The sequence below is a fragment of the Micromonospora sp. NPDC000089 genome, from assembly GCF_042899365.1.
In the GTDB taxonomy this organism is placed as follows: domain Bacteria; phylum Actinomycetota; class Actinomycetes; order Mycobacteriales; family Micromonosporaceae; genus Micromonospora.
This window is the reverse complement of the sequence record NZ_JBIAZT010000012.1, coordinates 57227-82361: the sequence shown is the minus strand read 5'-3', so window position 1 is coordinate 82361 and position 25135 is coordinate 57227. Positions and strand designations below refer to the sequence as shown.

General features: G+C 76.7%; 2 protein-coding genes. Both read right to left on the bottom strand.

Features of this window, described 5'->3' with window-relative positions; all coding sequences use genetic code 11:
• Positions 1-5 precede the first annotated feature (5 nt).
• Positions 6-14777 carry a type I polyketide synthase gene (locus tag ACFY3U_RS21315; RefSeq protein ID WP_387204476.1) on the bottom strand — a complete coding sequence of 4924 codons (14772 nt, stop codon included), beginning with the start codon at positions 14775-14777 and terminating at the stop codon, positions 6-8.
• A gap of 23 nt (positions 14778-14800) precedes the next feature.
• Positions 14801-25081 (bottom strand): type I polyketide synthase, encoded by a 10281-nt coding sequence (locus ACFY3U_RS21310; RefSeq protein WP_387204289.1) that lies wholly within the window; start codon positions 25079-25081, stop codon positions 14801-14803.
• Positions 25082-25135: the final 54 nt, after the last annotated feature.

Here is a 25135-nt window from a genome sequence, read left to right as displayed (position 1 = left end):
GTGCCTCAGGACAACCCGAGATCGCGGTCGAGAAGGTCGAAGAGCTCCTGGTTGCTGGCCGTCCGCAGCCGGTCGGCCACGTCCTCGCCCGGTTCCGCCGGCTCGTCGGCGCCGAGCCGTTCCAACAGCCGGTGCAGCCGCATGGTGATCCGCACCCGGCCGAGGTCGTCGCGCTCCCGCAGGGTGAGCGCCTCCTCCAGCCGGTCCAGTTCCTCCACGGTGGGCAGCTCCCGCTCCGAGGACTCGTCGACGAGCTGGGCGCGCAGGTGCTCGGCGAGGGCCTGCGGGGTGGGGTAGTCGAACACCACCGAGCTGGCCGGCGCGAGGCCGGTGAGCCGGGCCAGCCGGCCGCGCAGCTCCACCGCGGTCAGCGAGTCGAACCCGAGGTCCCGGAACGGCCGGTCGGCCTCCAGGGCGTACGGGCTGTCGTGGCCGATCACCTCGGCGGCGGCGGTGCGGATCAGGTCGACAAGCAGCCGGTTCTGTTCGGCGGCGGTCAGGTCGGCGAGGCGCTTGCGCAGGTCCGCGAGCGTCTCCGCGCCACCGGTGTCGGCCGGGTCGGCGCCGGCGGCCGGGGCCGCCACCTCGGGCAGGTCGCCGATCAGCGGTCGGGGTCGGGCGGCGGCGAAGACCGGGGCGAAGCGCGCCCAGTCCACGTCGGCGACGGTGAGCACCGGGTCGTCGCCGCAGATCGCGGCGCGCAGCGCGGCCATCGCCGGTTCCCGGTCGAGCAGCGTGACGCCGCGCCGGCTCATCGCGGTGGCGTGGTCGGCGTCGACCATGCCACCACCGGCCCACGGTCCCCAGTTGACCGACACCACGCGCGCCGGCCCGGCCGGGCGGGACTGCGCCCAGGCGTCCAAGAACGCGTTGGCGGCGGCGTACGCGCCGTGGTCGCCGACGCCCCACGCGGCGGCGATGGAGGAGAAGTAGACGACCAGGTCCAGCGCCGCCGGGTCGAGCAGTTCGTCGAGGTGGCGGGCGCCGGCGGTCTTGCCGGAAACCACGTCGGCGAGTTCGTCGGTGGTGACCGCGCGCAGCGGGTTGAGGCGGCCGACGCCGGCGGCGTGCACCACCGCGCGGACCGTCTCGCCGTCGGCGCGCAGCCCGTCGACGAGCGCGGCGACGGCGGCGCGGTCGGCCAGGTCGCAGGCGAGCACCCGGGCCTGCGCGCCGAGGGCGGCCAGCTCGGCCACCGTCTCGGCGACGCCGGGCGCGTCCGGGCCGCGCCGGCTGACCAGGATCAGCGTGCGGGCGCCGTGCCGGGCGAGCCAGCCGGCGGCGTACCCGCCGATGGCGCCGGTGCCGCCGGTGATGAGCACGGTGTCCGGTGACGTCCAGGTCGGGGCGTCCGGCCGGGCCGGGCGGGGCGCCCGGACGAGTCGACGCAGGTGCACGCCGGCCGGGCGGACCGCGAGCTGGTCCTCGCCGTCGGTGTTGGTCAGCGCCCGCAGCAGGTGCTCCCCGGTGGCGGCATCCAGGTCGGCCGGCAGGTCGAGCAGGCCACCGGCGTGCGCCGGATGTTCCAGCGCGGTGACCAGCCCGAGGCCCCAGGTGGTGGCCTGCTCCGGCCGGGCGAGCGGGTCACCGGTGCCGGTGCTGACCGCCTGCCGGGTGAGCAGCCACAGCGGCCCCGTCGGTGCGACGTCGGTGACGGCCTGGACCAGCGCGAGGTTGCCGGTGAGACCGGCCGGCAACCCCGGGTACGCCGGGTGCGGGCGCTCGTCCAGCGCCAGCAGCGACACGATCCGGGTGGGTCCGTCCGGCAGGTGCCCGGCCAGGTCGGCGCGGGTCACGGTGGCCGGGTCGACGGTGAGCGTACGCACCGTGCCGCCGTGCGCGCCGAGCAGCTCGGCGATCCGCTCCGCCGGCTCGGTCGCCGCGTCGCCGGGCGTCACGAGCAGCCAGTCCCCGGTGGCCGGGCCGGCGTTGACCTGCCGCCGGGGCCAGGTGATCCGGTAACGCCAGCCGTCGGCGACCGCGTCGGCGCGACGCCGCTGGTGCCAGTCGGCGAGCGTGGGGAGCTGGTCGCGCAGCGGCCGGTCCGGGTCCACGCCGAAGCGGGCCGCCAGGGCGTCGCCGTCGCCGGCGGTGACGACCTGCCAGAACGCGTCGTCGGCGGGGTCGGCGGCGGCCGGCGCGGCGACGCCGACCAGCTCGCCGTCGGCGACCGGCCAGAAGCGCTGGTGGCGGAACGGGTAGGTGGGCAGCGCGACCGGGTCGGCGTCGGGCAGCAGCGCCGCCCAGTCCACCGGCGTGCCGTGGCAGTGCAGCCGGGCCAGCGCGCCGAGCAGCGTGGCGACCTCGTCCCGGCCGGGCCGTTGCACGCCGGTGACCAGCGGCCCGCCGTCCGGCAGCAGGTCGGCGGCGAGCGCGGTGAGCACCGTGTCCGGGCCCACCTCCAGCAGCGTGCCGACGCCGAGGTCGCGCAGGTGGGTGACGGTGTCGCCGAAGCGCACCGCCTCCCGCACGTGCCGCACCCAGTAGTCGGGGGTGCGGATCAGGTCGGCGTCGACGACGCGACCGGTCAGGTTGGACACCAGCGGCACGACCGGCGCGGCGTAGTCCAGGCCGGCGGCGACGGTGGCGAACTCGGCCAGCATCGGCTCCATCAGCGGGCTGTGGAACGCGTGGCTGACGGTGAGCCGCTTGGTGCGTACGCCGAGGGTGGTGAAGTGGTCGGCGAGCGCGGACAGCGCCTCGTCGGCGCCGGCGACCACGACGGCGGCCGGTCCGTTGACGGCGGCGACGGCGGCCCGGTCGGCGTGCCCGGCGAGCACGTCGGTCACCTCGGCCTCCCCGGCGGCGACGGCGAGCATCCCGCCGCCGGCCGGCAGCGCCTGCATGAGCCGGCCGCGCTGGCCGACAAGCGTGCAGGCGTCCGGCAGCGACAGCACGCCGGCGACATGCGCGGCGGTGATCTCACCGACGGAGTGCCCGGCCACCAGGTCGGGGCGGACGCCCCAGTCGGCGAGCTGCCGGTGCAGCGCCACCTCGACGGCGAACAGCCCGGCCTGGGTGAACGCGGTCTGGTCGAGCAGCGCGGCCTCGGCGCTGCCGTCGGGCGCGAAGAGCACGCTCTTCAGCGGGCGGGGCAGGTACGCGTCGAGGTGCTGGCAGACCTCGTCCAGCGTCTCGGCGAACGCGGGCAGCGCCTGGTACAGCTCGCGGCCCATGCCGGCGTGCTGGGCGCCCTGACCGGAGAAGAGCATGGCGAGGGTGCCGGGCGTGGCCACGTCCCGCTGCACGGCGGGGTGGCTCTCCCCCGCCGCCAGCGCGCGCAGCGCGGCCGACCGGGTGTCCGGGTCGGCGGCCAGCAGCACCGCGCGGTGCCGCAGGTGGGAGCGGGCGGTGGCGAGTGTCCGCGCCACCGGGGCGGCCTCGTCGTCGAGGTCCGTCGCGGCCAGCCGGGCGGCCTGCGCGCGCAGGCTCTCGTCGTCACCGGCGGAGAGCGGCCAGGGCAGCAGCGGCAGCTCCGGCCCGACCGTCGGGTCCGGCTCCGTCGGGGCGTCGTCGGCGGGCGGGGCCGCTTCCAGGACGACGTGGGCGTTGGTGCCGCTGACCCCGAACGCGGACACCGCCGCGCGGCGCGGCCGGTCCGTCTCCGGCCAGGGCCGGGCCTCGGTGAGCAGCGCCACGCCGCCGTCGGACCAGTCGACGTGCGGGGTGGGCTCGTCCACGTGCAGCGTGGGCGGGAGCTGGCCGTGCTGGAGCGCCAGCACCATCTTGATCACGCCGGAGACGCCGGCGGCGGCCTGGGTGTGGCCGATGTTCGACTTGACGGAGCCGAGCAGCAGCGGACGGTCGGCGGGGCGGTCCTGCCCGTACGTGGCGAGCAGCGCCTGCGCCTCGATCGGGTCGCCGAGGCGGGTGCCGGTGCCGTGCCCGTCGACCGCGTCCACGTCGGCCGGGGTGAGCCCGGCGTTCGCGAGGGCCTGCCGGATGACCCGCTGCTGGGCGGGGCCGTTGGGGGCGGTCAGGCCGTTGCTCGCGCCGTCCTGGTTGACGGCCGAGCCGCGCACCACGGCCAGCACCCGGCGGCCGTCGCGGCGGGCGTCGGAGAGTCGTTGCAGCAGCACCAGGCCGGCACCCTCGCCCCAGCCGGTGCCGTCGGCCGAGCCGGCGAACGACTTGCACCGGCCGTCGGCGGCGAGGCCGCGTTGCCGGGCGAACTCCAGGAACGGCCCCGGCGTGGCCATCACGGTGACGCCGCCGGCCATCGCGAGGTCGCACTCGCCGGCGCGCAGCGCCTGCACCGCGAGGTGCAGCGCGACCAGCGACGACGAGCAGGCGGTGTCCACGGTGACGGCGGGGCCCTGCAACCCGAACGTGTAGGACAGCCGGCCGGAGACCACGGCGGCGGCGTTGCCGGTGGCCTGGTAGCCCTCGGTGTCGGCGCGGGCGGCCATCAGCAGCGTGGCGTAGTCCTGCCCGTTGGTGCCGACGAACACGCCGGTGCTGCTCTCCCGCATGTCGGCCGGGGCCAGGCCGGCGCGTTCGAACAGCTCCCAGCCGGTTTCCAGCAGCAGCCGCTGCTGCGGGTCCATCACCAGCGCCTCGCGGGGCGAGATGCCGAACAGGCCGGCGTCGAAGCCGCCGACGTCGGTGACGAAGCCGCCCTCCCGGGCGTACGAGGTGCCGGGCGTGTCCGGGTCGGGATCGTAGATGGCGTCGAGGTCCCAGCCCCGGTCGGCGGGGAACGGGCCGATCGCGTCGCGGCCCTCGGCGACCAGCCGCCAGAACTCCTCGGGGCTGTCCACGCCGCCCGGGTAGCGGCAGCTCATCGCCACCACGGCGATCGGTTCGTCGAGTGCGGCGACGGCCCGGGTGGGCGTGGGCGCCGCGTCGGTGACGCCGAGGATCCGGTCGGCGAGCCAGCCGGCGAGCAGCGCCGGGGTGGGCCGGTCGAAGACCAGCGTGGCGGGCAGCCGCAGCCCGACCGCCTCGGCGATCCGGTTGCGCATCTCCACCGCGCTGAGCGAGTCGAAGCCGATGTCGCGGAACGGCCGGTCCGCGCCGACCGCCTCGGCGGAGGCATGCCCGAGCACCGCGGCGGCGTTGCTCCGCACCAGTTCCAGCAGGGCGCGGCGGCGGTCCGGTTCGGCCAGGCCGGCGAGCCGCCCGCGCAGTGGGGACGCCTCGGCCGGCTCGTCGTCGGCGCGGGTGGCGGCGAGCAGGCGGCCCACCTCGGGCAGGTCCTCGATCAGCGGGCGCGGGCGGGCCAGCGCGTACGTCTGGTGGAACCGGTCCCAGGCGATGTCCGCGACGGCGAGCGTGACCTCGTCGGTGGCGAGCGCCCGGGCGAGCACCGCGACGGCCAGGTCGGGGCGCATCGGCCGGACGCCGGAGCGGAACATCTGGTCGGCGGCGCCCTCGGTGTCCATCATGCCGCCGCCGTCCCAGGCGCCCCAGGCGACGGCCGTGGCAGGCCGGCCGCGTCGGCGGCGGTCCTCGGCGAGCGCGTCGAGGAACGCGTTGCCGGCGGCGTAGCCGCCCTGGAGGCCGCCGCCCCAGACGCCCGCGCCGGAGGAGAAGAGCACGAACGCGGCGACGTCGTCGCCGAACGTCCGGTCGAGGTTGACCGCGCCGGCCACCTTGGCGTGCAGGCCGTCGGCGAGCGCGGCCAGGTCGGTGCCGTCGAGCGGGCCGGCGTGCGCGACGCCGGCGGCGTGGAAGACCGCGTCGACGCGGACGTCCTGCCCGGCGAGCCGCTCGACCAGGCCGCGCAGCGAGTCGGGGTCGGCGACGTCGCAGGCGGCCACCGTGACGCGGGCGCCGAGCGCGGTCAGCTCCGCCTCCAGTTCAGCGGCGCCGGGTGTGGCCGGGCCCTGCCGGCCGGTGAGCACGAGATGGTCCGCGCCGTCGGTGGCCAGCCAGCGGGCCACGTGGGCGCCGAGCGAGCCGAGTCCGCCGGTGACCAGGACCGTGCCGGCGGGCCGCCAGCCGGTGGCGTCGGGCGGGGTGTCGCCGCCGGCGCGGGCGAGCCGCCGGCCGAACAGCCCGGAGGGGCGGACCGCGAGCTGGTCCTCGTGCCCGACGCCGGCCAGCACGACGGCGAGCCGGCCGCGGGCCCGGCGGTCCAGCACGGCCGGCAGGTCGACCAGGCCGCCCCAGCGGTCCGGGTGTTCCAGCGCGGCGACCCGGCCGAGGCCCCAGACCAGGGCCTGCGCGGGGTGGTCGAGCGGGTCGGCGCGGCCGGTGGTGACCGCGCCCCGGGTGGCGCACCACAGCGGCGCGGCGCAGCCGACGTCGCCGAGCGCCTGCACGAGCGCGAGCGTGCCGGCGAGCCCGGCGGGCACGACCGGGCGGTCCGGGTGGCCGGTCTCGTCCAGCGCGAGCAGGGACAGCACGCCGGTGAGCGCGTCGGTGTCGAGCCCGGCGAGCTGCCCGGCGAGGGCCGCCCGGTCCGGGTCGTCGACGGTGACCGGCACGACGCCGGCGCCGGCCTCGCCGAGGGCGGCGACGACCTGACCGACCAGCGGGTCACCGGCGTACGCGGCGGGGGCGACGAGCAGCCAGGTGCCGGCGAGGCGGGTGGCGGTCGCGGCGGTGAGCGGCGTCCAGCGCACCCGGTACCGCCAGGCGTCCACGGTGGACTCGTCACGGCGGCGTTGCCGCCATCCGGTGAGCAGTGGCAGGGCCTCGCCCAGCGCCTGGGCGGCGCTGCCGTCGACGTCGAGGGTGGCGGCGAGCGCGTCGGCGTCGGCGCGTTCGACGGCGTCCCAGAACTGCCGGTCGGCCTGGTCCTCGACGGTCGCGACGGGGCCGGTGCGGACCGGCGACTCGGGCCAGTAGCGCTGCCGGTGGAACGCGTACGTGGGCAGCGGCACGGGCGCGGCGGCGCTGACGCCGCAGACGGCGGCCCAGTCGACGCCGACGCCGTGGGTGTGCAGCTCGGCGAGCGCGGTGAGCACGCGCGGCCAGCCGCCGGCGTCGCGGCGCAGCGTGTTCACCACTGCGGCGTCGTGCTCGGCGTCGTCGATGGTCTCCTGCATGCCGAAGCTGAGCACCGGGTGCGGGCCGACCTCCAGGAACACCTGGTGGCCGTCGGCGAGGAGGGTCCGCACGGCCTGTTCGAAGTTCACCGTCTGGCGCAGGTTGCGGTACCAGTAGTCGGCGTCGAGCGTGGTGGTGTCGACGGGCCGGCCGGTGAGCGCGGAGTAGAACGGCACCTCGGCGGGGCGGGCGGTGAGCCCGGCCAGCCTGGCCAGGAGCCGGTCGGCGACCGGTTCGACGTGCGGCGAGTGGGAGGCGTAGTCGACGTCGAGCGGGCGGACCCGCACGTCGTCGGCGGCGCAGGCGGCGACCAGTTCGGCGAGCGCGTCCGGGTCACCGGCGACCACCACCGAGCCGGGTCCGTTGACCACCGCCAGGCAGAGCCGGCCGGGCCAACGGTCGAGCAGCCGTTCGACCCGCTCGGCGGGCAGGCCGACGGAGGCCATGCCGCCCTTGCCGGCGATGTCGGCGAGCACCTGGCTGCGCAGCGCGACGATCCGGGCGGCGTCCTCGAGGGAGAGCGCGCCGGCCACGCAGGCGGCGGCGATCTCGCCCTGCGAGTGCCCGACCACGGCCCCGGGCCGGACGCCGAGGGAGCGCCAGAGCCGGGCCAGGGACACCATGACGGCCCAGAGCGCGGGCTGGACGACGCCGGAGGCGACCAGCGGGGGCGCGCCGTCGGCGCCGCGCAGCACGTCGGTCAGCGACCAGTCGACCCAGGGCGTGAGGACGGCCTCGCACTCGGCGATGGACGCGGCGAAGACGGGCGAGGTGTCCAGCAGGTCGACGGCCATGCCGGGCCAGTGGCCGCCGTGGCCGGAGAAGACGAAGACGGGCGCCGGGTTGCGCAGCGCGGTGCCGGTGACCACGGTGGGCACGGTCTCGCCGTCGGCCAGCGCGGTGAGGCCGCGGGTCAGTTCGTCGGCGTCCCGGCCGAGCACGACGGCGCGGTGCGGGAAGGCCGCCCGGCTGCTGGTCAGCGCGTGGGCCACCTCGGCGGGCGTGAACTCGGGGTACGCGGCGAGGTGGGCGCGCAGCCGGACCGCCTGGTCGGGCAGCGCGGCCCGGTCGGCGGCGGAGAGCGCGAACGGGATCACGCCGGCGTCGACGGCGGCGCCGGGCCGGAACTCGGCCGGGGCGGCCGGCGCGGGGGCGTGCTCCAGGATGACGTGGGCGTTGGTGCCGGAGATCCCGAACGACGACACCGCCGCGCGGCGGGGCCGGTCCCGGTCGGGCCACGGGATCGGGGTGGTGGCGAGGGTGATCGCGCCGGCGGTCCAGTCGACGTGCGGGGACGGCTCGTCCACGTGCAGCGTCGGCGGGACGATGCCATGGCGCATCGCGAGGACCATCTTGATGATCCCGGCGACCCCGGCCGCGGCCTGCGTGTGGCCGATGTTCGACTTCACCGAGCCGAGCAGCAGCGGCGTCTCCCGGTCCTGCCCGTACGTGGCCAGCAGCGCCTGCGCCTCGATCGGGTCACCGAGCGTGGTGCCCGTGCCGTGCGCCTCCACCGCGTCCACGTCGGCGGTGGTCAGTCGCGCATTGGCGAGGGCCTGCCGGATCACGCGTTGCTGCGACGGGCCGTTCGGCGCGGTGAGGCCGTTGGACGCGCCGTCCTGGTTGACGGCGGTGCCCCGCACCACGGCGAAGACGCGCCGGCCCTCGCGTTGGGCGTCGGCGAGGCGTTGCACCAGCAGCACGCCGGTGCCCTCGCCCCAGCCGGTGCCGTCGGCGGCGGCCGCGAACGACTTGCACCGCCCGTCCGGGGACAGGCCGCGCTGCCGGGAGAACTCGATGAACGTGCCGGGCGTCGCCATCACCGTCACGCCGCCCGCCAACGCCAGGTCACACTCGCCCGAGCGCAACGCCTGCACCGCCAGGTGCAACGCCACCAGCGACGACGAGCACGCGGTGTCCACCGTGACGGCGGGACCCTCCAGCCCGAACGAGTAGGCGACGCGGCCGGACAGCACGCTGGCGGAGGTGCCGGTGCCGATGTAGCCCTCGACCTCGGCGGGCTGTTCCATCAGTCGGGAGGCGTAGTCGTGGTACATGACACCGGCGAACACGCCGGTGCGGGAGCCTCGCACTGTCGCCGGGTCCAGGCCGGCGGACTCGAACGCCTCCCAGGACGTCTCCAGCAGCAGCCGCTGCTGCGGGTCCATGGCCAGGGCCTCACGCGGTGAGATGCCGAAGAAGCCGGGGTCGAACTCCGGGGCGCCGTAGAGGAAGCCGCCGTGCCGGGTGTAGGAGGTGCCGCTGCGGTCCGGGTCCGGGTCGAACAGCGACTCCAGGTCCCAGCCGCGGTCGGCCGGGAACTCGGAGATGCCCTCGCCACCGGCGGCCAGCAACTCCCAGAGCTGCTCCGGGTTCTCCACCCCGCCGGGGTAGCGGCACGCCATGCCGACGATCGCCACCGGCTCGTCCAGGCCGGTGGTGGTGGCCGCCTCCGGGGCGCCGGTGGTGTCGGTGCGGGCGCCGGCCAGTTCGGCGTACACCTGGCCGGCCAGGATCTGTGGCGTCGGGTAGTCGAAGACCAGCGTGGACGGCAGCCGCAGCCCGGTGGCCGCGTTGACCCGGTTGCGCAGGTCCACCGCGGTCAGCGAGTCGAAGCCCAGTTCCCGGAACGCCCGGTCGGCCGGCACCGCGTCCGCGCCACCGTGCCCGAGCACCTGTGCCACCAGGCCCCGCACCAGCGTGTCGATCTGGTCGCGGGCCTCCTGCGGGTCGAGGCCGGCGAGCCGGTCGGCCCAGTTGCCCCGGCCGGCCTGGCGGCGGGTGGTGACCGGGCCGAGCAGCGCCCGCAGCAGCGACGGCACCCGGCCGCCGACGATCTGGGCCCGCATCGCGGGTACGTCGATGACGGCCGGCACGAGCGTGGCCCGCCCGGCGGTGAGCGCGGTGTCGAACAGTTCCAGGCCGACCTGGGGGCTCATGGCGGCGAGGCCGGCGCGGGTGGAGCGGGCTCGGTCGACGTCGGACTGGGCGGCGGCCATGCCGTCGGTGTCCCACATGCCCCAGGCCAGGCTGACCGCCGGCAGTCCGTCCTGCCGGCGCTGCGCCGCCAGCGCGTCGAGCACCCCGTTCGCGGCGGCGTACGCGGCCTGGCCCGGTGAGCCGAGGACCCCGGCGACGGACGAGAACAACACGAACAGGTCCAGGTCGAGGTGCCGGGTGGCCTCGTGCAGCCACCACGCCGCCGTGACCTTCGGCGCGAGCACGTTCGCCAACCGCTCCGCGCTGATCGACGACACCACCCCGTCATCCAGCACCCCGGCGGTGTGCACCACCCCGGCGAGCCGGCCCTCGACGCCGCCGACCAGGCGGGCGACCTGGTCCCGGTCGGTGACGTCACACGCCACCACCGACACCGACGCGCCGAGTCCGGACAGCCGGTCGGCGAGCGCGCCCGCACCCGGCGCGTCCGGGCCCTGCCGGGACACCAGCAGCAGCGACCGCACCCCGTGCGCCGTGACCAGGTGCTCGGCGACCAGCGCGCCCAGCGACCCGGTGCCACCCGTGACCAGCACCGTGCCGCCGGCTGCCGCGCTGCCGCCGGTCGCGGCGACGTCGCCGGGCGGCGTGGCGACTCCGCCGGCCGTCGTGGCCGTGGGCGCCGTCGCCGGCACGGACGCGGCGCGGACCAGGCGCGGGGTCAGCACCTCGCCCCCGCGCACCGCCACCTGCCCACCGGTCGCCGGCAGGTCGGCGAGCACTCCGGCCAGCACCGCGAGAACGTCGCCGTCGAGATCCCGGTCCAGGTCGGCCAGGACGATCCGCTCCGGATGCTCCGACTGCGCCGACCGCAGCAGACCCCACACCGCCGCGCCGGCCAGGTCCACGACCCGGTCCTCGTCCGATGCCGCCACCGCACCCCGGGTCAGCACCAGCAACCGCGACTCGGCCAAGGGCTCGGCGCTCAGCCACGCCTGCACCACCGCCAGCACGTCGGAGGCGACGACGCGGACCGCCGCCGGCACGTCCACCCCGGACGGCGCGGCCACCGGCAGCACCAGCGTGTGCGGCGCCCCCTCCCCCGCCTCGGCGGCGGCCGGCACGTCGGCGTACCCGGGCAGCCCGTCGACGGACGCGCCGAGCACCGCCCAGCCGGCCAGGTCCTCGGCGGGCGGGACCGGCTCGTGCTGCCAGCGCACCTCGAACAGCGAGCGGGCCGCCGCGCCCGGGGCGGTCAGTCCGGTCATCTCGCGCAGGACCAGGGAGTCCACCGACACCACCGGCGCGCCCGCGTCGTCGGCGGCGACCAGCCGCACCGCGCCGCCGTCGCGGGACAACCGGACCCGCAGCGCCGTGGCGCCGACGGCGTGCACCTGTACGCCCTCGAACGCGAACGGCACCCGGGGGCCCCCGCCGTCGGCGGCGAGCAGCAGGCCGATCGGGTGCAGCGCGGCGTCCAGCAGCGCCGGGTGCACCGCGAAGCCGGTGCCGGTGACGTCCTCGGGGAGCGCGATCTCGGCGTACACCTCGCCGTCGCCGGTCCAGGCCCGGCGCAGGCCCCGGAACGCCGGCCCGTACGTCAGGCCGTGCTCGGCCAGCGTGCCGTACCAGCCGGTCAGGTCGGCCTCGGTCGCGGTGGTCGGGGGCCAGGTCGGCAGGCCGGGTTCCTCGGCGGCGGCGGGTTCCAGCACGCCCTCGGCGTGCCGTACCCAGCCGGCCTCCGGGCCGTCCTCGGCTTGGGCGTGCACGGTCACCGCGCGGGCGCCCGCCTCGTCGGCCGGGCCGACCCGCACCTGCACCCGGACGCCACCGGAGGCGGGCAGCACCAGCGGCGCGGCGATGGCCAGCTCGCGCAGCCGGGACACGCCGACCTCGTCGCCGGCCCGGACGACCAGCTCGACCAGCGCGGTGCCGGGCAGCACCAGCACGTCGCCGACCTGGTGGTCGGCGAGCCAGGGGTGGGTGGCGGCGGAGAGCCGGCCGGTGAGCAGCACCATGTCCTCGCCGGCCACGGAGACGGCGGCGCCGAGCAGCGGATGCCCGGCCGCGCCGAGACCGGCGCCGGAGACGTCGGCGAGCCGGCCAACCGGCTCCAGCCAGTACCGCTCGTGGTGGAACGCGTACGTCGGCAGGTCGACCGGACGGGCGCCGGCGTCGGCGAGCAGGGCGTCCCAGTCGACGGTCAGGCCCTCGGCGTGCAGCCGGGCCAGCGCCTCCAGCACGGCACGGGGTTCGGCGCGGTCCTTGCGCACCAGCGGCACCAGCACGGCCGCCGGGTCGGCGAGGGCGCCCTCGGCCATCGCGGTGAGCACCCCGCTGGGCCCGAGTTCGACGTACGTGCCGACGCCGGCCTCGGCGAGCCGGTCCACCGCGTCGGCGAAGCGCACCGCCTCGCGGACGTGCCGCACCCAGTAGTCGGCGGTGGTGATCTCGTCGGCTTCGGCGATCCGGCCGGTCAGGTTCGACACGATCGGCACGGTCGGCGGTGCGTAGTCGAGGCCGGCGGCGACCGCGGCGAACTCGGCGAGCATCGGTTCCATCAGGGCACTGTGGAACGCGTGGCTGACCCGCAGCCGGTGGGTGGGCGTGCCCCGGTCGGCCCAGTACGCGGCGAGCGCGTCGATCGCCTCGGCGTCGCCGGAGACCACCACCGCGGCGGGCCCGTTGACGGCGGCGATGCCGGCCCGTCCGGTCACGTCGGCCAGCGACGCGGTCACGTCGGCCTCGCCGGCGGCCACGGCGAGCATGCCGCCGCCGGCGGGCAGCGCCTGCATGAGCCGGCCGCGTGCGGCGACGAGCCGGGCGGCGTGCGCCAGTGACAGCACGCCGGCGACGTGCGCGGCGGTCAGCTCACCGATCGAGTGACCGACCAGGTAGTCCGGGACCAGCCCGAACGAGCGGGCGAGGCGGTGCAGCGCCACCTCGACCGCGAACAGGCCGGCCTGGGTGAACTGGGTCTGGTCCAGCAGGTCGCCGGCGCCGAACAGCACCGGCTTGAGCGGCTGCGGCAGCAGCGGGTCGAGGTGGGCGCAGACCTCGTCCAGCGCGGCGGCGAAGACGGGGAACGCGTCGTACAGGTCGCGGCCCATGCCGCCGCGTTGCGCGCCCTGCCCGGAGAAGAGGAACGCGACCCGGCCGCGCGGCGCGGCGGCGCCGGTGACCACGGTCGGGGTGGGTTCACCGTCGGCGAGCGCGCGCAGCCCGGCGAGCAGTTCGTCGCGGTCGGCGGCGAGCACCACGGCCCGCGCGTCCAGGTTGGCGCGGCGGCGGGCGGCGGCGGCCCAGTCGACCGGCCGGGCGTCGGTGGCCACGTGATCGGCCCAGCGGCGGGCCTGCGCGGCGAGCGCCTCGGGGTCGCGGGCGGAGAGCAGCACCGGCGCCAGCGGCGGCGGCGTGCCGGGCGTGGGTTCGGGCTCGTCGACGGCCGGCGGCTGCTCGACGATGACGTGGGCGTTGGTGCCGCTGATGCCGAACGACGACACCGCCGCCCGGCGGGGCCGGTCCGACTCCGGCCAGGGCCGCGCCTCGGTGAGCAGGGTGACCGCGCCGGCCGACCAGTCGATGTGCGGGGACGGTTCGTCCACGTGCAGCGTGCGGGGCAGCACGCCGTGCCGCATCGCCTGGACCATCTTGATGATGCCGGCCGCGCCGGCCGCCGCCTGGGTGTGGCCCAGGTTCGACTTGACCGAGCCGAGCCACAGCGGGTCCCGGCCGTCGCGGTCCTGGCCGTAGGTGGCGAGCAGCGCCTGTGCCTCGATCGGGTCGCCGAGCGTGGTGCCGGTGCCGTGCGCCTCGACCACGTCCACGTCGGCCGGGGACAGCCGCGCGTTCGCGAGGGCCTGTCGGATGACCCGTTCCTGGCTGGGGCCGTTGGGGGTGGTCAGGCCGCTGCTGGCGCCGTCCTGGTTGACCGCGCTGCCCCGGATGATGCCGTGGATGCGCCGGCCGTCGCGTTGCGCGTCGGAGAGGCGTTGCAGCAGCAGCATGCCGACACCCTCGGCCCAGCCGGTGCCGTCGGCGGCGGCGGCGAACGACTTGCACCGCCCGTCGGCGGCCAGCCCCCGTTGGCGGGAGAACTCGGCGAAGACGCCGGGGGTGGAGAGCACGGTGACGCCGCCGGCGAGGGCCAGGTCGCAGTCGCGCTGGCGCAGCGCCTGCACGGCGAGGTGCACCGCGACCAGCGACGAGGAGCAGGCGGTGTCGATGGTGACCGCCGGGCCTTCCAGCCCGAACGTGTACGCGACCCGCCCGGAGACCACGCTGCCGGAGTTGCCGGTGCCGAGGTAGCCCTCCACACCCTCCGGCAGGTCCAGCACCCGGGAGGCGTAGTCGTGGTACATCACGCCGGCGAACACGCCGGTCCGGCTGCCGCGCAGCCGGTGCGCGTCCAGCCCGGCCGACTCGAACGCCTCCCAGGTGCTCTCCAGCAGCAGCCGCTGCTGCGGGTCCATGGCGAGCGCCTCGCGCGGCGAGATGCCGAAGAACGCCGGGTCGAACTCGGTGGCCTCGTAGAGGAAGCCACCCTTGTCGGTGTACGACGTGCCCGGGTTGTCCGGGTCGACGGAGAAGAGCCGCTCCAGGTCCCAGCCCCGGTCGGTCGGGAAGTCGCCCACCCCGTCGCGGCCGTCGGCGACGAGCTGCCACAGCTCGTCCGGGCCGTGCACACCGCCCGGGTAGCGGCAGGCCATGCCCACGATGGCCATCGGCTCGCGGTCCTTGGCCTCCACCTCGCGGACGCGCCGCCGCGCCTCGCGCAGGTCGGTGGTGGCGCGCCGGAGGTAGTCGAGGAACTCTGCCTCAGTGGGCATCGGGGCGCTCCGTATCGGGATCAGAGGTCCGGGGCATCTCAGGCGGTTCCGAGTTCGTCGTCGAGGAGGTGGAACAGCTCCTCGGCGCTGGCGGAGCTGAGGTTGCCGTCACCCGCACCGGGGTCGTCGGCGCCGCTGTCGGCGTACGTCCAGAGCGACAGCAGTTCGCGCAGCCGGACGGCGACGGCGGCGCGGTCGGTGTCGTCGTCGGCGATGGCGCGCATCGCGGTCTCCAGCTTGTTGAGCTCGCCGAGCACGGTCAGCGCGGAGGTGCTCCGCTCGGCGAGCAGCGCGCCGCGCAGGTGGGTGACCATCGCGGCGGTGGTGGGCCGGTCGTAGATCAGCGTGGACGGCAGGCGCAGCCCGGTGGCAGCGCTGAGCCGGTTGCGGAACTCCACCGCGGTCAGCGAGTCGAAGCCCAGTTCGACGAAGCCCTTGTCGGCGTCCACGTCGCGGATCGAGGCGTAGCCGAGCACCGCCGCCGCGTGCGTGCGGACCAGGTCGGACAGCACCCGGTCGCGGTCGGCCGGGGCGGTGGCGGCAAGCGAGTCGCGCAGTGCCGCCGCCGCGTCTCCGTCCGGGCCCGTGGTGGGGTTACCACCGGTGGTACGGACGAGGCCGTGCAGCAGCCGGGGCAGCGCCGGTCCGAGCCGGCCGAGGACGGCATGGTCCAGGCTGACCGGGGCGATGGCCGGCTCCTCGTGGCGCAGGCCCTCGCTGAACAGCGCCATGCCCTCGTCCGGGCCGAGCGGCCGGAAGCCGGCCCGGCTCATCCGCTGCTCGTCGACGTGGCCCTGCGGCCCGCCGGGCTCGGCCGGGCTGGCCCACGGCCCCCAGGCCATGGACGTGACGGCGAGGCCGCGCGCCCGGCGGTGGTGGGCGAGCCCGTCGAGGAAGGCGTTCGCGGCGGCGTGGTTGGCCTGGCCGGGCCCGCCGAACAGGCCGGCGGAGGAGGAGAACAGCACGAACGCGGCGAGGTCCAGCTTCTCGGTCAGCTCGTGCAGGTGCCAGGCGGCGTCCACCTTGGGCGTGAGGACGGTGTCGAACCGGGCCGGCGTGAGCGCGGGCAGCACGCCGTCGTCGAGGACGCCGGCGGCGTGCACCACGCCGACCAGCGGCCGGTCGGCGGGGATCTCGTCGAGCAGCACGGCGAGCGCGTCCCGGTCGCTGACGTCGACGGCGACGACCTGCGCGGCGGCGCCGAGCGCGGTCAGCTCGGCGACCAGGTCGGCCGCGCCGGGCGCGTCCGGGCCGCTGCGGCTGGCCAGCAGCAGGCGCGGCACGCCGTGCCGGGTGACCAGGTGCCGGGCGACGAGGCGGCCGAGCGCGCCGGTGGCGCCGGTGACCAGCACGGTGCCGGCGGACAGCTCCGGTTCGGGCCGCTCGGGCGGCGGGCCGAGGCGGACCAGCCGGGGTACCCGGATCTGGCCGGCGCGCAGCGCGAGCTGCGGTTCGCCGGTGCCGAGCGCGGCCGGCAGCGCCACGGTGGAGCGGGGGTCGTCGTCGAGGTCGAGCAGCACGAACCGGCCCGGGTTCTCGGACTGGGCGGAGCGGATCAGCCCCCACGCGGCGGCGGCCGGCAGGTCGGTGGGGCGGTCGCCGGGTTCGGCGCGGACCGCGTTGCGGGTGACCACGACCAGCGGGATGTCGGCGAGCGGTTCGCGGGTGAGCCAGTCCTGGGCCAGCGCCAGCGTCTCGTGGGTGAGCAGGTGCGCGGCACGGGCCGGGTCGGGTTCGTCGGCGCGCTGCCCGGTGACGGTGGCGACGACCGCGTCGGGCCGGGCCGCGCCGCCGGTCACGGCCGCGACCAGCCCGTCCAGGTCCGGGTACGCCTCGACGCCGGGCCACTCGTCGGCGTCGCCGAGCACGGCGAGGCGGGACGGGCGGCGGTCGCCCGGTTCGGGGCTGATCCAGTCGAGTCGGTGCAGCGACCGGGCGGCCGTCCGGCGGGCGGTGTCGAGCTGGTCGGCGCTGATCGGGCGCAGCACGAGCGCGTCGAGGGAGGCGACCGGCACGCCGCCGGTGTCGGTGACGGTGGCGGCGACCGCGCCGTCGGTGGGGGTGAGCCGGACCCGCAGTTCCCGGGCCCGGGTGGGCTGGATCGCAAGCCCGGTCCAGGAGAACGGCAGCCCGGGTGCCGTGGTCGGCGTGGTCGCGGCGTCTCCGGCCGGCGCGGTCGTGGTGGCGCGGTGCAGCGCATCGGCGCCGATGGTGTGCAGCGCGGCGTCGAGCAGCGCCGGGTGCAGCGTGAACGGGTCGGCGGGGGCGTCGGTGTCGAGCGCCACCTCGGCGAGGAGGTCGTCGCCGCTGCGCCAGGCGGCGCGCAGCGCCTGGAACGTCGGGCCGTAGCCGTAGCCCTGCGCGGTGAGGTGCGGGTAGAGCGCGTCCAGCGGGATCGGTTCGGCGTCGGCGGGCGGCCAGGCCCCGCCGGTGGCGACGGTGACCGGGCGGGTGGGGGCGAGCAGGCCGGTGGCGTGCCGCTGCCAGGTGCGGCCGGTGCCCGGGGTGTCGCCGTCGTCGCCGAGGTGGGAGTGGATGGTGACCGGCCGGCAGCCGTCGTCGTCGACGGGGCCGACGCGGACCCGCAGGTCGACGCCGCCGGTGGGCGGGACGACGAGCGGCGCTTCCAGGACCAGTTCGGTGACGTGGGCGGTGTCGACGGCGCGTCCGCTCCAGGACGCCAGCTCGACCACTGCGGTGCCGGGGAGCAGGACGGTGCCGAGCACGGCGTGGTCGGCCAGCCAGGGGTGGGTGGCCAGGGTGAGCCGGCCGGTGAACAGCAGGCCCTCGTCGCCGGGCAGGTCGGCCACGGCGTGCAGCAGCGGGTGGTCGACCGCGTCGAGGCCGGCGGCGGGCAGCCCGACCGGGCCCGAGCCGCCGCGCGCCAGCCAGTACCGGTCCCGCGCGAACGGGTAGGTGGGCAGGTCGACGGTGGTCGCGGGGGCGAGGACGCGGGTCAGGTCGACGGTCAGGCCGACGGTGTGGGCGGTGGCGAGGCTGGTCAGCAGTCGGGTCGGGTCGTCGTCACCGCGGCGCAGCGTGGACAGCGTGTACCCGGTGGTGTCGGTGTCGTCCAGGATCGCGGTCACCGGCATGGTCAGCACCGGATGCGCGGACACCTCCACGAACGTGCGGTGCCCGGCCCCGAGCGCGGTCCGCACCGCCTGCTCGAACCGCACGGGTTGGCGCAGGTTCGTGTACCAGTAATCCCCGTCCATGCTCTCGGGGTCGGCCCAGTCCCCGGTCACCGTGGACACCATCCGGGTGTGACCGGGCTGCGGCGACAGATCCGCCAGGTCGGCCAGCATCCGCTCGCGGATCTGCTCGACGGCCGGGTTGTGGGAGGCGTAGTTGAACGGCACCGGCTTGGCCCGCACCCCGTCGGCCTGCCACCGCTTCCGCAGGTCGGCGAGCGTCTCCGGCGGCCCGGACACCACCACATGCCCCGGACCGTTGAGCACCGCCACCACCGTGCCCGCGATCCCCTCGACCCGCGCGGCGACCTCGGCCTCCGACAGGTCCACCGCCAGCATTCCCCCGGACCCGGCCAGCGTGGACAACGCCCGGGCCCGCAGGATCACCGCCTTCGCCGCGTCGTCCAACGAGAGCGCTCCCGCCACGCACGCGGCGGCCATCTCGCCCTGCGAATGCCCGATCACCAGCGACGGCTCAACCCCGGCGGCCCGCCACACCTCGGCCAGACACACACCGACCGCGAACAATACCGGCTGCAGAACCTCCACCCGGTCCAACCAGGCGTCGTCCTCCCCGGTCAGCACCGATACGAGATCCACGTCCAGGAACGGCGCGAACGCCCGCTGACACTCCGCAAGACGCACGTCGAACGGCGCACACCGACCCACCAGACCGGCCGCCATCCGCACCGACTGACCACCCTGACCCGGAAACACGAACACCGGACCCGGATCGTGCTCGACGCTGGTGCCGGTCACGACGTTCGCCGCCGGCGCACCGGACGCGAGGGCGTCCAGGCCGGCCAGCAGGTCGTCGCGGTCGGTGCCCACGATCGCGGCGCGCTGGTCGAGCGCGGCGCGGGTGGTCGCGAGGGACCAGGCCACCGCCGCGGGCGGCTGGTCCGGGTGCTCCCGGACATGCCAGGCGAGCCGTTCCGCCTGGCTCGTCAGCGCCGCGGTCGAGCGGGCGGACAGCGGCCAGAGCACCGCGTCGGTCCGGACCAGCCCCGACGCGGGCGCGTCGGGCTGCCCGGTGACCACGTGCGCGTCGGGCGCCTCGATGACGACGTGGGCGTTGGTGCCGGAGATGCCGAAGGACGACACCGCCGCCCGACGCGGCCGGTCCACCGCCGGCCACGCCCGCGCCTCGGTGACCAACTCCACCGCGCCGGCCGACCAGTCGATGTGCGGCGACGGCGCGTCCACGTGCAGCGTGGCCGGCACGGTCGCGTGCCGCATCGCGAGGATCATCTTGATCACGCCGGCGACGCCGGCGGCGGCCTGCGCGTGACCCATGTTCGACTTGATCGACCCGAGCAGCAGCGGCTCGTGCCCGTCCCGGTCCTGCCCGTACGTGGCCAGCAGCGCCTGCGCCTCGATCGGGTCACCGAGGGTGGTGCCGGTGCCGTGCGCCTCCACCACGTCCACGTCCGACGTGGACAGCCCCGCGTCCGCCAGCGCGGCCCGGATCACCCGCTGCTGCGACGGACCGTTCGGCGCGGTCAGGCCGTTGGACGCGCCGTCGGAGTTGACGGCCGAGCCGCGGATCAGCGCGAGCACCCGGTGGCCGTGCCGGCGGGCGTCGGAGAGCCGTTCCACCAGCAGCATGCCGACGCCCTCGGACCAGCCGGTGCCGTCGGCGGCGGCGGCGAACGACTTGCACCGGCCGTCGGCGGCCAGCCCGCCCTGCCGGGAGAACTCGGCGAACGTGTCCGGGGTGGCCATCACCGCGACACCGCCGGCCAGCGCCAGGTCGCACTCGCCCCGGCGCAGCGACTCACCGGCCAGGTGCAGCGCGACAAGCGACGACGAGCAGGCGGTGTCCACGGTGACGGCCGGCCCTTCGAGGCCGAGCGTGTACGCGACCCGCCCGGAGATGACGCTGTGCGCCCCACCGGTCATCAGGTAGCCCTCGGTGCCCTCCGGCACCTCGGTGAGCCCGGTGCCGTAGCCGGAGGTGGACGCGCCGACAAATACGCCGGTACGGCTGCCGGCCAGACCGGTCGGGTCGACGCCGGCCCGTTCCAGCACCTCCCACGCGGTCTCCAGGGTGAGCCGCTGCTGCGGGTCCATGGCCAGCGCCTCACGGGGCGAGATGCCGAAGAACGCCGGGTCGAAGCCGGTGGCCTCGGGCAGGAACCCGCCGGCCGGGGTGTAGCCGCTGTCCGGCGCGGGCACAGCCCAGCCCCGGTCGGTGGGGAAGCCGCCGATCGCGTCGACGCCGTCGGTGACGAGACGCCACAGCTCCTCCGGGCCGCCCACGCCGCCCGGGTAGCGGCAGGCCATGCCGACGACCGCGATCGGCTCGTCAGCGTCGGCGGCGGTGACCGGGACGGCCGGGGCGGCGGTGTCCGCGCCGAACGCCCTCTCCCGCAGGTGCCGGGCCAACTCGGCCGGGGTGGGGTGGTCGAAGACCAGGGTGGCGGGCAGGCGCAGCCCGGTGGCCTCGTTCAGCCGGGTCCGCAGGTCCACCGCGGTGAGCGAGTCGAAGCCGAGGTCCTTGAACGGTCGGCCGCGCAGGTCGTCGGCGGTGGCGTGACCGAGGACCCGGGCGGTCTGCTCGTCGACCAGCCGCAGCAGCTCCCGTTCCTGCTCCGCCTCGGGCAGGTCGGCCAGGTGGCGCAGCGCCTCGGCCACGCCGGCCGGCGTGCCGGCGTCCCGCGCCGCCTCCGCCTCGGCGAGCGCGCGGACCTGCGGCAGCTCGGACAGCAGCGGGCTGGGCCGGGTGAGCGTGAAGGCCGGGTGGAACCGGCTCCAGTCGACGTCGGCGACGGTGACGCCGGAGGTGGGCCGGTCCAGCGCCCGGTCCAGGGCGAGCAGGGCACGGCCCGGGTCGATGGTGGGCAGGCCCATCCGGTGCAGCTGCTCGGTGGCGGCGTTCTTGGCGGCCATGCCGTCGGCGCCGCCCCACGCGGTCCAGGCGATGGCGGTGGCGGTCAGCCCGCGGTCGCGGCGATTCGTGGCCAGCGCGTCGAGCAGCGAGTTGCCCGCGCCGTACGCGCACTGCCCGGCGCTGCCCCAGGTGCCGGAGACGGAGGAGAAGAGCAGGAACGCGGTGAGCGGACGGTCGGCGAGGCACTCGTCGAGGTGCAGCGCGCCGACCACCTTGCCGGCGACGACGTGCGCGAACTCGTCGAGCGTGGTGGCGGTCAGCGGGGTGAGCTGGTCGGTGCCGGCGGCGTGCACCACCGCGGTCAGGTCCGGCAGCGAGTCGAGCAGCGCGGCGACCGCCGTACGGTCGGTCATGTCGCAGGCGGCGGCGGTGACCCGCCCGTCGGCGCCGTGCTCGGCGAGCAGCGGGGCCAGGCCGGGCGTGTCGGCGCCGCGCCGGCCGGCCAGGACGACCCGCCGGGCCCCCCGGTCCAGCAGCCAGCGGGTGACGTGTCCACCGAGCGCGCCGGTGCCGCCGGTGACCAGCACGGTGGCGTCGGCCCACCGGTCGCCGGCCGGCCGCTCCGGCGCGGGGGCGGGGACGAGCCGTCGGCCCCAGACGCCGCCGGCGCGGACCGCGACCTGGTCCTCGTCGCTGCCGCCGGCGAGCACCGCGGCGAGGCGGCGGCGGACGGCGTCGTCGGGCACGGCCGGCAGGTCGATCAGGCCGCCCCACCGGTGCGGCTGCTCCACGGCGGCGGCCCGGCCGAGGCCCCAGACCAGGTTCTGCACCGGGTCGGTGAGCCGGTCGGCCGGTCCGGCCTTGACCGCGCCGCTGGTCAGGCACCAGACGGGGGCGGTGAGGTCGAGGTCGGTCAGCGCCTGGAGCAGCACCAGCGTGGTGGCGGCGGCGAGGCTGACGCCGGGGTGCTCGGGCAGCAGCCGGTCGTGCCCGGCGACCAGGTGCAGCACGCCGGCGACCGGCGCGTCGCCGATCGTGGCGCGCAGCCGGTCAGCGAGCGCCGCCCGGTCCAGGTCGCCGGTGCCCAGCCGCAGCACCGCCGCGTCGCCGAAGAGGCCGGGCAGCTCGTCGGCCCACCCGGGGGTGGTGCCCACCTTCGGTTCGCGACCGCGGGGCCGCGCTGCGCCGGACTCCTCGCGCTCCCCGGCGTCCGCGGGCAGCAGCACCAGCCAGCGGCCCGCCGGCCGGTCACCCTCGGCGACCGGGACCGGTTCCCACCGCACCTGGTACGTCCAGCCGTCCACCACGGACCGGTCCTGCCGGCCGCGCCGCCAGGCGGAGAGCACGGGCAGTGCGGGCAGCAGCGCCTCCACCGGCTCGGCGCCGAGCTGGTTGCGCAGCGCGTCGACGTCGGACTGTTCCACGGCGGTCCAGAACTCGGCGTCCGCGCCTGGCGCCTCGACGGTGGGCGGGGCGGCCGGCGGATCGGGCCAGAATCGCTGCCGGTGGAACGCGTACCCCGGCAGCCGGACCCGGCTCGGGTCGGCCCCGGCGTACAGCTCCTGCCAGGCGACGGTGACGCCGGCGACGTGCAGCTCGGCCAACGCGGTCAGCAGCGCGGCGGGTTCCGGGCGGTCGCGGCGCAGCAGCGCCACCGCGGTGGCGTCCGGGCCGGTCAACTCCCGGGTCAGCGCGGTCAGCACGCCGCTCGGCCCGACCTCGAGGAACGTGCCGGCGCCGAGCGCGCGCAGCCGGGTCACGCCGTCGGCGAAGCGGACCGTCTCCCGGACGTGCCGCACCCAGTAATCCGGGGTGCGGATCTCGTCCGGGTCGACCGGTTCGCCGGTCAGGTTGGACACGATCGGCAGGGTCGGCGCGCGCAGGTCCAGCCGGGCCACCACGGCGGCGAACTCGGCGAGCATCGGCTCCATCAGCGGGCTGTGGAAGGCGTGGCTGACGGTGAGGCGCTTGGTGCGTACGCCCTGGGTGGCGGCGCGGCGCTCGACCTCGGCGACCGCCTCGGCGGCCCCGGAGACCACGACGGCGGCCGGCCCGTTGACGGCGGCGACGCCGATCGGCCCGTCGACGTCGGTGAGGAGCGCCTCGACCTCGGCGGGCGCGGCGGACACGGAGAGCATCGCGCCGCCGGCCGGCAGCTCCTGCATCAGCCGGCCGCGCGCGGCGACCAGCGTGGCGGCGTCGGCGAGGTTGAACACGCCGGCCACGTGCGCGGCGACCACCTCGCCGATGGAGTGGCCGGCGAGCAGGTCCGGCCGTACGCCCCACGAGTCCAGCAGCCGGCACAGCGCCACCTCGACGGCGAAGAGCGCGGCCTGGGTGTACTCGGTCCGATCGAGCAGCGCGGCGTCGTCGGTGCCGGGCGCGGCGGCGAGGATCGGGCCGAGCGGTCGGGGCAGGTGCCGGTCGAGTTCGCGGCAGACCTCGGTGAGCGCGTCGGCGTAGGCGGGGAACGCGGCGGCCAGTTCCCGGCCCATCCCGGCGCGCTGGGCGCCCTGCCCGCTGAACAGGAACGCCAGTTGCCCGCCGCGCGGGCCAGCGCCGGTGACCAGGCCGGGCGCGGCGTCGCCGTCGGCGAGGTTACGCAGGTGGTCGCGCAGCGCGTCCCGGTCCGGCGCGAGGACGACGGCGCGGTGTTCGAGCGCGCCCCGGGTGGTGACCGACGACCAGCCGATGTCGGTGACGGGGGCGTCGTCGGTGGCGAGCCAGTCGGCCCAGCGGGCGGCCTGGGCGGCCAGTCCGGCGGCGTCGCGCGCGGAGAGCAGCACCGGCACCAGGCCGGCGGCCACCACCGGCGCGGGGCCGGTCACCGACGTGACGTCCGTGGAGATGGCGGCGGCGGGCTCGGCGTCCGGGGTCGCCGGGGTGGCGGCGGCCGGATCCGGCGGCGGCGGGGCCTCCTCGACGATCACGTGGGCGTTGGTGCCGCTCATCCCGAACGACGAGACGCCGGCCCGGCGCGGCTGCTCTCCCGGCGGCCAGGGCAGCGGCTCGTTCAGCAGCGACACCGCGCCGGCGGACCAGTCGACGTGCGGGGTGGGCGCGTCCACGTGCAGCGTGGCCGGCAGCCGGTCGTGCCGCAACGCCATGACCATCTTGATCACACCGGCGACGCCGGCGGCGGCCTGGGTGTGGCCGATGTTCGACTTCACCGACCCGAGCCGCAACGGGCGGTCGGCCGGCCGGCCCTGCCCGTACGTGGCGAGCAGCGCGGTGGCCTCGATCGGGTCACCGAGGTTGGTGCCGGTGCCGTGCGCCTCCACGGCGTCGACCTGCTCCGGGGCGAGCCGGGCGCTGGCCAGCGCCTGGAGCACCACCCGCTGCTGGGAGGGGCCGTTGGGAGCGGTGAGCCCGTTGGACGCGCCGTCCTGGTTGACCGCGCTGCCCCGGATCACGGCGAGGACGGGATGGCCGTTGCGGCGGGCGTCGGAGAGCCGCTCCAGCAGCAGCACGCCGACGCCCTCGCCCCAGGCGGTCCCGTCGGCGGCGGCGGCGAACGCCTTGACCCGGCCGTCGGCGGCCAGCCCGCGCTGGCGGCTGAACCCGACGAACGCGGCCGGGGTGGACATGACGGTGGCGCCGCCGGCGAGCGCGAGCGTGCACTCGCCCTGCCGCAGCGCCTGGCCGGCGAGGTGCATCGCGACAAGCGACGACGAACACGCGGTGTCGACGGAGACGGCCGGTCCCTCGATGCCCAGCACGTACGAGATGCGGCCGGAGACGACGCTGGCGGCGGTGCCGGTGAGCACGTACCCCTCGACGCCGGGCGGGGGCGTCTGGAGCAGCGCCGCGTAGTCCTGACCGGTGGTGCTGGCGAACACGCCGACCTGGTGGCCGCGCAGCGTCGCCGGGTCGATACCGGCGTGCTCGAACGCCTCCCACGACGTCTCCAGCAGCAGCCGCTGCTGCGGGTCCATGCCCAGCGCCTCGCGGGGCGAGATCCCGAAGAAGCCGGCGTCGAACTCGGTGGCCGAGTCCAGGAAGCCGCCCTCACCGACGTAGGAGGTGCCGGGGTGATCGGGGTCCGGGTGGATGAGCCGCTCCAGGTCCCAGCCACGGTCGGTGGGGAACGCCGAGACCGCGTCGGTGCCGCTGTCGACCAGCCGCCACAGGTCCTCCGGGGAGCGCACCCCGCCGGGGAACCGGCAGCCGATGCCGACGACGGCGATGGGCTCGCGGTTCGCGGCCTCCAGCTCGCCGAGCTTCCGCCGGGTCTGGTGCAGGTCGGCGGTCATCCATTTCAGATATTCCCGGAGGGTGTCCTCAGTCGCCATCAGCGCCACCTTTTCGGGCCGGAACAACAGGCGACCCAATACCGTTCGGCGCGA

Excerpts from the sequence above, each read along its gene's own strand:
- ACFY3U_RS21310 (WP_387204289.1), bottom strand. The coding sequence starts at position 25,081 with ATGGCGACTGAGGACACCCTCCGGGAATATCTGAAATGGATGACCGCC.